The organism is Paraburkholderia sp. BR10872 (assembly GCF_040965835.1).
GTDB lineage: Bacteria > Pseudomonadota > Gammaproteobacteria > Burkholderiales > Burkholderiaceae > Paraburkholderia > Paraburkholderia nodosa_A.
Genome location: NZ_JBFRCN010000026.1, coordinates 1 through 12,607, shown reverse-complemented (window position 1 = coordinate 12,607; position 12,607 = coordinate 1). Strand labels below are relative to the sequence as shown.

The 12,607-nt window shown below is 64.3% G+C and carries 8 protein-coding genes and 1 pseudogene; 4 read left to right on the top strand and 5 right to left on the bottom strand.

Annotated features, from left to right (window positions below):
- Window positions 1-125 precede the first annotated feature (125 nt).
- A pseudogene (locus tag AB4Y43_RS20620) lies at window positions 126-467 on the top strand (septal ring lytic transglycosylase RlpA family protein); the annotation flags it as partial.
- A 57-nt stretch (window positions 468-524) separates the two neighbouring features.
- Here AB4Y43_RS20620 and AB4Y43_RS20615 read toward each other — a convergent pair.
- The 5 genes from AB4Y43_RS20615 to AB4Y43_RS20595 are packed head-to-tail and all read right to left on the bottom strand — an operon-like array spanning window position 525 to window position 5,462.
- On the bottom strand, window positions 525-1,829 hold the full coding sequence (locus tag AB4Y43_RS20615; protein WP_368728655.1) for an MFS transporter: 1,305 nt from the start codon (window positions 1,827-1,829) through the stop codon (window positions 525-527).
- Window positions 1,830-1,832: 3 nt separating this feature from the next.
- On the bottom strand, window positions 1,833-2,474 hold the full coding sequence (locus tag AB4Y43_RS20610) for a peroxidase-related enzyme (RefSeq protein ID WP_368728654.1): 642 nt from the start codon (window positions 2,472-2,474) through the stop codon (window positions 1,833-1,835).
- Window positions 2,471-2,983, bottom strand: a complete 513-nt coding sequence (locus AB4Y43_RS20605; protein WP_342946150.1) for a CMD domain protein — start codon at window positions 2,981-2,983, stop codon at window positions 2,471-2,473. Before AB4Y43_RS20605 ends, AB4Y43_RS20610 begins: the two co-directional genes overlap by 4 nt.
- A gap of 32 nt (window positions 2,984-3,015) precedes the next feature.
- Window positions 3,016-4,485 carry an NAD(P)-binding domain-containing protein gene (locus tag AB4Y43_RS20600; protein ID WP_368728653.1) on the bottom strand — a complete coding sequence of 490 codons (1,470 nt, stop codon included), beginning with the start codon at window positions 4,483-4,485 and terminating at the stop codon, window positions 3,016-3,018.
- Entirely contained in the window at window positions 4,485-5,462 is a 978-nt protein-coding gene (locus AB4Y43_RS20595) for a LysR family transcriptional regulator (protein ID WP_368728652.1), read from the bottom strand. Before AB4Y43_RS20595 ends, AB4Y43_RS20600 begins: the two co-directional genes overlap by 1 nt.
- An 881-nt stretch (window positions 5,463-6,343) precedes the next feature.
- Between AB4Y43_RS20595 and AB4Y43_RS20590 the strand changes: the two genes are divergently transcribed.
- Genes AB4Y43_RS20590 through AB4Y43_RS20580 form a run of 3 tightly spaced genes read left to right on the top strand, consistent with a single transcriptional unit; the run spans window position 6,344 to window position 12,355 of the window.
- Window positions 6,344-7,630 (top strand): efflux RND transporter periplasmic adaptor subunit, encoded by a 1,287-nt coding sequence (locus AB4Y43_RS20590; RefSeq protein ID WP_368728651.1) that lies wholly within the window; start codon window positions 6,344-6,346, stop codon window positions 7,628-7,630.
- A gap of 11 nt (window positions 7,631-7,641) precedes the next feature.
- Window positions 7,642-10,860 carry an efflux RND transporter permease subunit gene (locus tag AB4Y43_RS20585; protein ID WP_368728650.1) on the top strand — a complete coding sequence of 1,073 codons (3,219 nt, stop codon included), beginning with the start codon at window positions 7,642-7,644 and terminating at the stop codon, window positions 10,858-10,860.
- 1 nt (window position 10,861) lies between these two features.
- Window positions 10,862-12,355, top strand: coding sequence for an efflux transporter outer membrane subunit (locus AB4Y43_RS20580; protein ID WP_368728649.1), 1,494 nt, complete (start codon window positions 10,862-10,864; stop codon window positions 12,353-12,355).
- Window positions 12,356-12,607: the final 252 nt, after the last annotated feature.

Sequence of the window (12,607 nt, the reverse complement as noted above, 5' to 3'; positions counted from 1 at the left end):
TGACGCCATCACTGCGCTATTTGAGCGTTCTCGCAATCTGTGCGTTGTTCACAGCGTGCGGACAAATGGCGTCCCGGCAAGCCGCGTGCAGCGGCGAATCCTGTCATATGCGCCACGAGGCGGTCCAATCCGGCGAAGCATCCTGGTATGCGGAGAAGTTCCAGGGCCATGAGACCGCGAACGGGGAACGCTTCAACACCGGCGCATTCACGGCTGCCCATCGAACCTTGCCGCTCGGCAGCTATGTGCGCGTCAGATCGGTGGCAACCGGGAAGTCGGTCGTGGTGCGCATCAACGATCGCGGCCCCTATGTGAGAGGCCGGATCATCGATCTCTCGTATGCCGCGGCGAAAGCGCTGGGGCTCACCGACGCACGGTCGATGCGGGTGCAGATCGAACGTATAGGGAACACGCCGAACGCACAGACGGCGTCGGACGACGACGGAATCCTGACGACAGGAAGATGACGTGAGGGGGCCGTCACATCCTCGCCTTCACCCTTCTACATGGACAAGCCCGCTGCCTCACCCAATGGTTTGAGCGGCGCTTGCGCTGCCCCGCCTGAAATGACCCGGCTTCAGCGCCACGACGGCCACGAGACTGAGCGCGATGCCGATCATCACATAGAGTACCGGCGCCAGCGGCGATCCCGTGAGCACGATGAGCCAGGTCACGAAAGTCTGCGCAAAGCCGCCAAAGATCAGGACGACGACGTTATTGACCACCGCGAGCGAGGTCGCGCGCGTGCGCTTGGGGAACATCTCGGCAAGCGTCGTGCAATAGACGCCGAGGAAGGTCGCACTCACCACGCCGATCACGATCTGCGCGACGAGCAGCCGGGAGACGGACGGCGCCGCCACGATCCACGCATAGAGCGGATAGATCGCCACCAGGTAGGCGCCCAGCGAGCCGACCAGCAGCGTCTTGCGGTCGTAGCGGTCGGATAGCGCGCCCGCGATCGGCGTGACGATCAGCATGACGATGGCCGCGATCATTTGCACCATGAAGCTTTCCGAAACGGGCAGCTTGAGCACCTGTTTCGCATACGTGACGGTGTAGCCGAACGTGACGTAGAACGTGACGGTGCTCGCCACCACCATGCCCATCCCGATCAGATAGTCGGACAGTCCGCGCTTGACGGCGGCCGCTTCCGTCGCGCGGGTGTGCGGCGTTGCGTGGATGCGCGCGTAGGTTTCGTTTGCGTGGCGGCGCAGGTAGATGGTCAGCGGCGCGATGAGCAGGCCCACCGCGAACGGGATGCGCCACGCGCCCGCGAGTTGCTGCTCGGGCGTGAACGCCTGTGTGACCACCATGCCGAGTGCGGCGCCCAGCATCGTCGACATGAGTTGTCCGCTCATCTGCCACGAGCCGTAGAAGCCGGTGCGATTTGGCGGCGCCAGTTCGATCAGGAACGCCGTCGATGTGCCGAATTCACCGCCGATCGAAAAGCCTTGCAGCAGCCGGGCCACGAGCATCAGGACCGGCGCGGCGAGGCCGGCCGTTGCATACGTCGGCGCGAAGGTCATGATCGCGGCGGCCAGCGCCATGATGCCCATGCCGAGCGTCATGGCCGCCTTGCGGCCGTACGTGTCGCCGTAAAGACCGAGCAGCACGCCGCCTACGGGACGCATGAAAAAACCCGCGCCGAAGAGGGCCGTCGTCAGCAGGATGGCGTTCAGATCCGCGCCCGCTGCGCCGTGCGAGGCCGGAAAGAACAACTTGCTGATGATCGGCGTCATCGCGGCGAAGATGGTGAAGTCGAACCACTCCATCGCATTGGCCAGCACGGCGGCCACGATGACAGGCTTGATGCCAGGTTGAGTGCCCATCGGCTATCCCCGGGTTTTGGTTGAAGGGAGGTCCAGCGTTGGTCGGTCAAGGGCGGGTGTCGGCTCGGGAAACACAGGTTCGCCGAGATTGAGCATCAGCCGGTTCGCCCACGCGAAGATGGCAATCGAATGGATCAGGTCGAGAATCTCGGCATCCGTAAGACCCACCTCACGCAATTCGCGCAGCTGGGCCGCCTCGATCTCGTCGGGGTGCTCGGTCAGCGCGGCCGAGAAGCGGGCGATCGCCTCTTCGCGCTTTGTCGTGCCCGCGCTGTGCGGATCGGCGAATACCTGTCGGATCACGTCGTTGCGCTTGGCGAGCTGCTCGAAACGCTGGGCGTGCACCGATGCGCAATACACGCAGCCGTTGAGCCGTGAAACCACGGTGGTCGAAAGTTCCCGTTCCGCGCGAGGCAAGCCGCCGGGCGCGTACATGATTGCGTTGAACGCGGCGGAGCGCTGCCGCAGGATTTCCGGCTGATGGACGAGAAACCGGTAGTAGTCCGATACTTTTGCCTTGGGGTGGCTTTCCTCGAGAACGGCAATTTGACCCGCGGTGGCCTGGTCGAGGTCGACGACGTCGAGCCACGCGTCCCATTCGAGTGATTCGTTCGTGAAGCCGTGCGATCGGATGATGTCGCTCATGATGCGCGCTCCAGCTGCTTGAGGGCTTGCAGACCCGCGACGAGGCGCGTCTGGTACGACAAAAAGGCAATCAGCTGGGCGAGCGCCACCACGGCCGGCGTCGTCAGGCCGGCGGCGGGCAGCGTCTGCAGCGCGGCCTTGTCGCCGGCAACCGGATTTTCGATCAGCGTGCGCGTGAACGCGAGGATCGCGCGCAGGCGCGGCGCAGCGAGATCCTCGGTCGCGCCCGTTGCCACGGCGGCGAGCGTCGCTGCATCGACATCGTGCGCGGCCAGTTCGGCGCGGTAGTGGGCAGCGAGCGCCGGTGAGGGCGCGAGGCGGCTCGCATAGAGCGCGACGAGTAGCCGCTCGATCAACGTGAGGCCTTCCAGCGTGGGGTCGAACAGCGCGTCGTAGCTGCCTTGCGTCGCTTCCACCACTTTGGCGCGCTGGTGCCGCAATGTGCGGGTGGCCGAGTCGGGCGCCAGGTCGGCAACGCGATCGACGATGTCGTCAGTGTCGTATGTCATGGTCAATTCCGGAGAACGGCAGATTCACGCGCTCATTTCGCTTCGCGCTCGGCGAGTGCCGGAGGCGATGGCGCGGGCGTCCATTCGTCGCCTTCGATTTCCGGCTCGGCGAAGGCCGCCATGTTGGCGTAGTGCAATTCGACATCCTCTCGATAGAACGTGGCGGCAAGCCCTTGTGCGAGCCGCTTCGCGCCGTCGCTGACCGCCGGAATATCGCCCGACAGCGCGCCGTGCGAGAGCGTCGCGGGCGCGCAAAAGCAGTGAATGCGCTCGAGCCCCGGGCACGCGCCGGGCGTCTTTTCCTGGAATTCGAACACCGGTCCGAGGTCGGGCGAATCGGCAAGCTCGATGTCGTCGTCGCCGGCTGGCGCCGCGTAGCGGTCTTTCCACGCACGAACGTGGCGGGCAAACGGCGCGAACTCGGGGCGGCTCGTCAGATCGATGCGAAAGCCCGTTGCGAACACCAGGAAGTCCAGTGCGAAGTCGCCTTTCGGTGTGCTGACGTGCAGTTCGTCGTCGACCTGTTCGACACTGGTTATCGGCGCACCGAGGTTGAAGCGGGCGTTGGCGTGGCGCGACACGCGCAGCATACTGCCGCGCGGCGGCGGCACCTGCTGCACGTTGATGTAGTGGCGGATGCGCCACTTCCAGTCGTCGGAGAGCGCGACATGGCCATGTGTGAGGCCCGGGTTGCCCGCGCCCTTGCCCTTGTTGATGCGCGGGATGTCCGCGCGACGGATCAGCAGATCGACCGAGGCCGCACCCGCTTCGAGCGCGGTGGCCGCACTGTCCATCGCCGAGGCCCCCGCGCCGATGACGCCGACGCGCTTGCCGCGCAGCGTGCCATAGTCCATGACGTCGGACGAATGGGCGTAGAAGCGGCGCGGCAGATCGCGCACGAAGGCCGGCACGGCAGGACCGCCCAGGCCGTCGCGGCCCGTCGCGAGGACGACGTGGCGCGCATGGATGGTCTCGCCGCCGGCAGCGCTCGTGAGGGACAGCGCGACGCTGCCGTTTGCGCACGGTGTGATGGCGATGACGCGGTGTTCGTTGCGCACGTCGATGTCGAGCACATCGCGGTACCAGCGCAGATAGTCCATCCATTGCAGACGCGGAATCTTGTCGAGCGCGTCCCACGCCTGCCCGCCGAACTGCGCTTCGAACCACGCGCGGAACGTGAGCGAGGGCAGGCCGAGCGCGGGGCCGGTCAGCTGCTTCGGAGAACGTAATGTTTCCATGCGCGCGGTGGTGGCCCATGGACCTTCGAAACCGCGCGGCGACTGATCGTAAATGACGGCGTCGATGCCGAGATGGTCGAGCGCGGCGGCCAGCGCAAGCCCCGCCATACCGCCGCCCACGATCGCCACGTTGATCAAGGAGCGGCCATCGAGAGTGCGTTCGGGTATCCAGCGCTTCGCGGGCAGTTCGAGCCACGCGAGATCCTCGCGCAGACGGGCTTCGAGCGCGGCGAGACCTGCGGACGATGGGGTGGTCGGATTCATTACGGCAACGATTCCTTGGCGGCGGGCAGATCGCCATACAGCGACTGCAGGACCTGGGCGTGTTCGGCGCTCGCACGCAGCGCGAAATCGGGCAGCACAGCGCGAGCTGCGTCCGCGAGCGCGTCGATGAGCGTCACGGCCGAGGGGGGCAACGCGATGGCATCGCGCGAGATCACGCCGAAGAAATACGGAATGTCGGCGTCGATCGGGCGGATCGCGACACCGGCCAGCGGCATGCCGTAGGCGGTGACGGGTTCGAGCACCGAGATGCCGAGACCGGCGCGAACCGCGGTCAGCGCGTTCATCGACGAATTCGTCTCGATCAGCCCCGCAGGGGAAACGTGTGCTTGTGCGAACGCATGATCGAGCCGGCGGCGCAGGCGATACGGGTTCTGCATCGTGACGATGCGCCGGCCCTCGCAGGCCGACAGCGGCAGCCGCTCGGAGCGGGCTAGCGGATCATCGTCGCGCAGCGCCGCAACGCACGCGGATTGCCCGATCCAGTGCACGACCACGCCGCGATGCTCAAGCGGCAGGCTCGCCACGCCGATGTCGGCCGCGCCGGTGAGGACATCGTGCACGACCTGTTCGGGGGGCAGGCTGCGCAACTGGATCGTCTGCGCGGTGTCACCGACATCGGTGCGCGCGAGCGCGACGGGTACGAGGCCGGCGGCGAGGGCAGAAGTCGCGGCAATGCGCAGCGGCCGGCTTTCGCCGCGGCCGATTTCGCCGGCGCGCTTGCGGATCTGTTGCACGCCCGTCAGCACGTGCTCGACGTCCTCATAGAGCAGGATGCCTTGCTCGGTCGGCGTGACGCGTGGGCCATTGCGCGTGAACAGCGCATAGCCGACCTCGGTTTCGAGCTCCTGGATCAGCCGCGTGATCGCTGGCTGCGAGCGCCCCAGCAGGCGGCCGGCGGCGGTGACGCTGCCGGTCGTGATCACTGCGGCGAAGGCTTCGAGCTGGCGTAGTTCCATCTTCCGGTTGATGTTGGGTGCACGAGAATGCGTAAAACACATTCTGACGCTGTAAGAATACGTTTTTCAAATAATTGATCTTTATATCGTTATTCCGGAAGAGGGGTTTCCCCTAACGACATTGTTCCTGTCGTGGCGTGGGCGGCAAGACTCGGCACCGGTTCTCAACGTGTGCCCGGATGAAGAAGCGGTGGTATCGGCACGATGGTCTTCGCTGAACGCGCGTCCTGCAGTCTTTGAGACGAAGACGGGGTGATCAAGGCTGCATCGATCATGCGCCTGTCACGTTTTGGCAGAACCTTCGGGAGACCGCCATGAAGATCGTGTTGCTGGTGGCTTGCTCAATGATCAGTTCAAGCGCATTTGCGGAATGCGCGACCAACAACCGTGGACAAACTGCAACGTGGGCATACCGCGTGGCGGTTGCCCCGGCAACCGTGCGTCCTTGCCGTGTACAGCAAAACGCGGCTCGGCGGGATATCGGACCAAAGTCTCATTGTTTTTGCCCTGGACGGCTACCACACTTGACGACTACGAGCGCCGTGACAGGACGGCGCCGATACTAACGCGCCGGGCAGCGCTGGTGGCGCTTCGAGCGCGCCGTATGCGCGGCACCTCAGCCAGCGACCCAAAGATCATTCCGATCTTCGCGCGAATCATCGGGGCACGTTGTATCGAAGAAGTCATAACCGGCGTGGGCAATCGTCCGGGAGCGGCAAGTCGGCTGGCCCCGTCATGCTTGAGCCGGCGCCGTGTCCAGCGCAGTGTGCAGATCCTTGCTGATCCAATTCGCGAACAGTGAGAGCGGGCAACGCAGAGGTGACCATGGCGCGCGCGTACCGGGGCGATGCGCAGGTCCGGCGCGTTGCGGGAGGCCATTCATGAGCGGACCGTTCTTTCCGGAGCATCGACCGTTACCCCGGGTTGCGGCACGCCGGGACCGCCTGCCGCTAATCTTCGTCGTCATTGCGCTGACGCTCTTCGCCGGCTGCAAGAAGGCATCGGGGCCGCCGGCGCTCGGCGCACCGGAAGTCACGGTGATGACGGTCACGGCTCAGCACACCCCGGTTCAGCTCGAGTTCACCGCACAGACGCAGAGTTCGCGTGAAGTCGAAATTCGTGCGCGCGTGGACGGCTTTCTCGACCGGCGGACCTATTCCGAAGGCGACAAGGTGAAGGCCGGCCAGACGATGTTCCTGATGGATCCGAAGCCATTTCAGGCCGCGCTCCAGACGGCGCGGGGCGAGCTTGCGCAGCAGCAGGCGCGGCTCACGGTAGCGCAGCAGAATCTTGCCCGCGTCAAGCCGCTCGCCGCGCAACAGGCATTGAGCCAGAAGGACCTCGACGACGCGATCGGCAACGAGAAGCAGGCCCAGGCCGCGGTGATTTCCGCCCAAGGGCAGGTCGAGACAGCGGAACTCAATCTCGGCTACACGACGATCAAGTCGCCGCTGGATGGACTCGCGAGCTATGCAAGACAGCAGGACGGCAGCTATCTGATCGCCAATTCATCCGGTCTCCTTACGTTTGTCTATCAGCTCGATCCGATCTGGGTGAACTTCAGCATTTCCGAAAACGAAATGCTCCACTTTCAGGACGAGATTTCGGCAGGCAAGCTGATCTTCCCGCCGAATAGCGAATTCGTCGTGGTCGTGCTACTTGCGGACGGCACGGAATTTCCGCAGCACGGCGCCATCAGTTTTGCGAATCCGGCGTTCAGCACCGACACGGGCACGTTCCTCGTGCGGGCCTCCCTTGCGAACCCTAAGGGCACGTTGCGGCCGGGCCAGTTCGTGCGCGCGCGCGTGACGGGCGCCACGCGGCCGAATGCCGTCCTCGTGCCGCAACGGGCCGTGCTGCAGGGCGCGAAGAGCCACTTCGTCTGGGTCGTGGACAATGAGTCGAAGGCGAAGCAGCGCGTGGTGGAAGTCGGCGACTGGAGCGGCGACAACTGGTTCATCAACGATGGCCTGAAGGCCGGCGAGCGCATCGTGGTAGACGGCGCGATCCGCGTCGTGCCCGACGTGCCGCTCAAGATTGCCGGAACGCTTCCTTCGACGCAGACCGGCGGCAAGGCAGTCGTTGAGAAGGGCGGGGCGTCAGCGCCGCAGGCGAGTGCGGGCACGCGCGCGACGGCGCCTGCCGCAAGCAGCGGCGCGTCGCAGTAAGGGGCGACTCGATGAACATCTCGCACTTCTGCATCGATCGGCCCATCTTCGCGTCCGTCATCTCGATCGTGATCACGCTCGGCGGCGCATTGACGATGCTCGCGCTTCCCATCGCACAGTATCCGGACGTCACGCCGCCGCAGGTCACGGTCTCCGCGACCTACCCGGGGGCCAGCGCGGACGTCGTGGCGAACAACGTGGCGGCGCCGATCGAGCAACAGGTCAACGGCGCGGACAACATGATCTACATGTATTCGTCCGGTTCGTCCACGGGCAACTACACGCTCAACGTCTTCTTCGGGATCGGCACCAATCCGGAACTCGCCCAGGTCGACGTGCAGAACCGCGTAAACCTCGCGCTGCCGCAACTGCCGCAGCAGGTGCAGTCGCAGGGCGTCCAGGTCCAGAAGAAGTCGAACGCTTTCATGATGGTGATCGCGATCTACTCCCCGGACGACCGCTTCGACCCGACCTATATCGCGAACTACGCAAACGTCTACGTGCTCGATACGCTCAAGCGGATTCCAGGCGCGAACCAGTCGTCGATCTTTGGCACTCCGGATTATGCGATGCGGATCTGGTTGAAGCCCGATCGCATGGCGCAGCTCGGCATTACCGCCGGCGACGTGCAAAACGCCGTGCGCGCGCAGAACCAGCAATTCGCGGTCGGCACCGTCGGCCAGGCGCCAACCGGCAACCCGGTCGAGCAGTCGTTCGCAGTGACGACAACCGGGCGGCTCGCGACGGCCGCCGAATTCGACAACATCATCATCCGCGCAGCGAGCAACGGCGCGGCGATCGTCCGCCTGAAAGACATTGGCCGGGCCGAACTGGGTCAAAAGAGCTATTCGAATCGCACCACCTTCCAGGGCAAGCCCGCGACGATCATCGCGGTCTACCAGCAGCCGGGTGCGAACGCGCTCGACGTTTCGAAGCAGGTACACGAGACACTTGCGCAACTCAAAACGTCGTTTCCTGAGGGGCTCGACTATCAGATCGCGTTGGACACGACGGATTTCACGCGTGCTTCGATCGCAGACGTGATCCATACGTTCTTCGAAGCGCTCGTGCTGGTGGTGATCGTCGTGTACGTGTTTCTGCAGAGCCTGCGTGCGACGCTCATTCCGGTGCTGGCCGTCCCGGTGTCGATCGTCGGCACGGCGATGGGGATGGCGGCGCTGGGCTTTTCGATCAACATGCTGACGTTGTTCGGCATGGTGCTCGCCATCGGCATCGTCGTGGACGATGCGATCGTCGTGATCGAGAACGTCGAGCGCAACATGGCGGTATTCAAGCTCAGTCCGAAAGACGCGGCCAAGCGGGCGATGGACGAGGTGTCGGGTCCGGTCATCGCGATCGTGCTCGTCATGTGCGCCGTATTCGTGCCGGTTGCGTTCCTGGGCGGGATCACCGGACAGTTGTACAAGCAGTTCGCAATCACGATCGCGATCTCGGTGGTGTTCTCGGGCATCGTGGCGCTCACGCTGTCTCCGGCACTGGCCGCCATTCTGCTCAAGCCCACGCACCATGAGAAAAAGGGCTTCTTCCGGTGGTTCGACAACCAGTTCGCGCGGATGACCGCCGGCTACGGGCGCGCCGTGCAGTTCATCATCCGGCGTTACGTGTTGGGCCTGCTCGTTTTCGGCGCCGTGATCGCGCTTGCGGTCCTGATGGGCAAGTCGATCCCCGGCGCGTTCCTGCCCCCCGAGGACCAGGGTTATCTGCTTGGCGCGATCATCATGCCGGACGCCGCGAGCCTCGATCGCACCGCGGCCGTGGGCGACAAGGTCACCGACCATTTCATGAAGCAGGCCGCGGTCAGCAGCATCACGATCGTGAACGGCTACAGCTTGCTCGACAGCCAGAACAAGAACAACGCGGGCACGTTCTTCGTCGGCCTGAAAGGGTTCGACGAACGGTACAAGTTCTCGAACATCCGGGAGCAAAACGCGCGTGCCGTGCTGATCAAGGCTTACGAAACGCTCTCGAAGATTCAGGAGGGCATCGTCGTACCGGTGAATCCACCGTCCATTCCCGGTCTCGGTACCACGGGCGGCAGCGAAATGTGGATCGAAAGCCACGGAGACGGCTCCATTCAGCAGCTCGCTGGCGTCGTGCAGGACTTCATGACGAAGGCGAAGGCGCGCCCCGAACTGACCGGTGTGACCACGACGTTCAACGCAAGCTCGCAGCAGTTGCTCGTGAACGTCGACCGCGACCAGGCGGAGACGCTGGGCGTGCCGGTCGAAGAGGTGTACAGCGCGATGCAGACGATGTTCGGCTCGCTCTACGTCTCGCAGTTCAACAAGGACGCGCGGCTCTGGCAGGTGATCGTTCAGGCCGATCCGCGCTACCGGCTCACGCCCGCCGACCTCGACCAGATTTACGTGCGCAGCCGCTCGAACAACATGGTGCCGATCAAGGCGGTGATGACTTACAAGTACGTCACGGGACCCGATCTGATCACGCGCTTCAACAACTTCCCGGCGGTGAAAATTACCGCGAATGCGGCGCCGGGCTACAGTTCGGGCCAGGTGATCGACACCCTGAAGGAACTCGCCGCGCAGATGCCGCCGGGCTACGCCGTCGGGTGGAGCGGCGAGGCGTTCGAAGAGATCAAGTCGGGTTCGACCGGGGGGCTCGTGTTCGTGTTCGGGATCGTCATGGTGTTCCTGATCCTCGCCGCGCAATACGAGAAGTGGTCGCTGCCACTCGGCGTACTCATGGCGGTGCCGTTCGCGCTGTTCGGCGCGCTGCTCGCGATCCTGCTGCGCGGCCTGAACAACGACGTGTACTTCCAGATCGGGCTCACCATGCTGATCGCGCTCGCCGCGAAGAACGCGATCCTGATCTTCGAGTTCGCCGTCCTGAACCGGGAGACGGGCAAGACGCCGTACGACGCCGCGCTCGTCGCCGCGGAAGAGCGCCTGCGGCCGATCGTGATGACGTCGCTTGCGTTCATCCTCGGCTGCGTGCCGCTCGCCATAGCACTCGGCGCCTCGCAAAACAGCCGCCATTCGATCGGCACCGGCGTGATCGGCGGGATGCTGGGTGCGACCGCCATCGCCGTGTTCTTCATTCCGATGTTCTACTGGGGGATCGAGTCGCTTGGTTCGCGCAAGGGCGGCGGCAAGGAAACGCCCAAGCCGGATAACGAAGCGCCACCACCGGCCTCGGGCGGCCCTGGCTCGCCGACCGTCACGCCGTCCGCGCGGCACGAGGGCGACTGACATGCGTGCCGCAGCCTTCACGCGCGTCGCCGCGCCAGTCCTGCTCATCGGCTTGCTGAACGGCTGTCTGCTCGGCCCCAACTACGAGCGGCCGAAAGTGGAGGTGCCGGCAACGTACCGGTTTGCTTACCCGGACGTGGCCGACGTCGCCAACACCATGTGGTGGGCGCAGTTCGACGACCCGGTGCTGAACGACCTGGTGAAGACCGCGCTGGAAAACAACCTCAACGTGAAACAGGCGGCTGCGCGTGTCGACGAGTTCATGGGACAGTTCGTGAGCACGCGCTCGGCACTGTTCCCGCAGGCGAGTGCCAGTTTCAGCGCGACGCGCGAGCGCGCATCGCAGAACGGGCCGACGCCGATACCGGCCGGCGTCTCGCCGGTCTTCAACGAGTTCCAGCCGAATCTGTCTGCCTTCTGGACCATCGATCTGTTTGGCCAGGTGCGGCGCGAAACCGAAGCGGCACGTGCCAACGTGAACGCGGCCGAGCAGAGCCGCCGCGCGACGATCCTGACGCTCGTCGCATCGGTTGCATCGTCCTATATCACGCTGCGCAGCCTCGACGCGCAGCTCGAAATCGCGAAGAGCACAACGGAGAGTCGCGCCGATTCCGTGCATGTTTTCACGCTGCGCCAGCAGTTCGGGCAGACCTCGGATATGGAACTTGCCCAGAGCCAGTCCGACTATGCGGCGACGAAGGCGACCATCCCGCAATTCGAGCAGCAGATCGCCCAGCAGGAAGACGCGATTGCGGTGCTGCTCGGCAGCAATCCCGAGCCGATCCTGCGCGGTCGCGCACTGGTGGATCTCTCGACGCCGGCCGTGCCAGCGGGCATGCCGTCGGACCTGCTCGAACGCCGCCCGGACCTGCTGCAGGCCGAGCAGAATCTGGTTGCGCAAAATGCGCTGATCGGTGCGGCGCGTGCGCTGTATTTCCCGCAGATCTCGCTCACGGGGCTCTTCGGATCAGTGAGTACGCAGTTCTCCAGTCTTTTCACCGGACCTGCTCGGGTATGGGCGTTCGCCGGCTCGGCAACGATGCCGCTCTTTACGGGCGGCAACATCTACGGTCAGAACAAGCAGGCCGACGCGCGTCAACAGGAGGCGCTGTTCGCCTACGAAAATGCGATAAGGGTCGCGTTCCAGCAGGTTGACGACGCGCTGATCTCGACGCAGAAGTCGCGTGAGCAGCTTGAGATTCAGAACGATCAGGTCGCCTCGCTGCGCAAGTATCTGCGGCTCGCGCGGCTACGCTACGAGGGCGGTTATACGAGCTACCTGGAGGTGCTCGATGCCGAGCGCAATCTGTTCAACGCGGAACTGCAGCAGACGCAGACCCGGGCCGCGACGCTGACAAACCTCGTCAATCTCTACATGGCGATGGGCGGCGGGTGGGTCGTGCAGGCGGAGCAGATGAGCGTGCCGCAACCGGCAAGCGGACCGCCTCCTGCACAGCCCGCTACGGCGCAACCCGTTGCGCAGGTACCGCAATGATCCTCGGAGGGCCTGATGCGAGCGCCGGTCCGTCGCTACGCTGAGGGAGGCGGATCGCGAGGAGATTGGTGCTGGAGACATGGTTATCTTTTATTTAACATAATGCAAATTATCGAACTTTTTGATTGTACGGGCTAAGTTGTAGTGTCCGCTTTGGGGGTGCGGCGGAATTCTTGGACTATTAGGAGCTGGCCCATGTATTCATACGAAGAACGCATCCGAGCGGTCAAACTCTACTTGAAGCTTGGAAAG

What these genes read in the sequence shown, in the direction of transcription:
- AB4Y43_RS20595 (WP_368728652.1), bottom strand. Translation starts at nt 5,462, where the DNA reads ATGGAACTACGCCAGCTCGAAGCCTTCGCCGCAGTGATCACGACCGGC.
- AB4Y43_RS20580 (WP_368728649.1), top strand. Translation starts at nt 10,862, where the DNA reads ATGCGTGCCGCAGCCTTCACGCGCGTCGCCGCGCCAGTCCTGCTCATC.
- AB4Y43_RS20585 (WP_368728650.1), top strand. Translation starts at nt 7,642, where the DNA reads ATGAACATCTCGCACTTCTGCATCGATCGGCCCATCTTCGCGTCCGTC.
- AB4Y43_RS20610 (WP_368728654.1), bottom strand. Translation starts at nt 2,474, where the DNA reads ATGAGCGACATCATCCGATCGCACGGCTTCACGAACGAATCACTCGAA.
- AB4Y43_RS20600 (WP_368728653.1), bottom strand. Translation starts at nt 4,485, where the DNA reads ATGAATCCGACCACCCCATCGTCCGCAGGTCTCGCCGCGCTCGAAGCC.
- AB4Y43_RS20590 (WP_368728651.1), top strand. Translation starts at nt 6,344, where the DNA reads ATGAGCGGACCGTTCTTTCCGGAGCATCGACCGTTACCCCGGGTTGCG.
- AB4Y43_RS20615 (WP_368728655.1), bottom strand. Translation starts at nt 1,829, where the DNA reads ATGGGCACTCAACCTGGCATCAAGCCTGTCATCGTGGCCGCCGTGCTG.
- AB4Y43_RS20605 (WP_342946150.1), bottom strand. Translation starts at nt 2,983, where the DNA reads ATGACATACGACACTGACGACATCGTCGATCGCGTTGCCGACCTGGCG.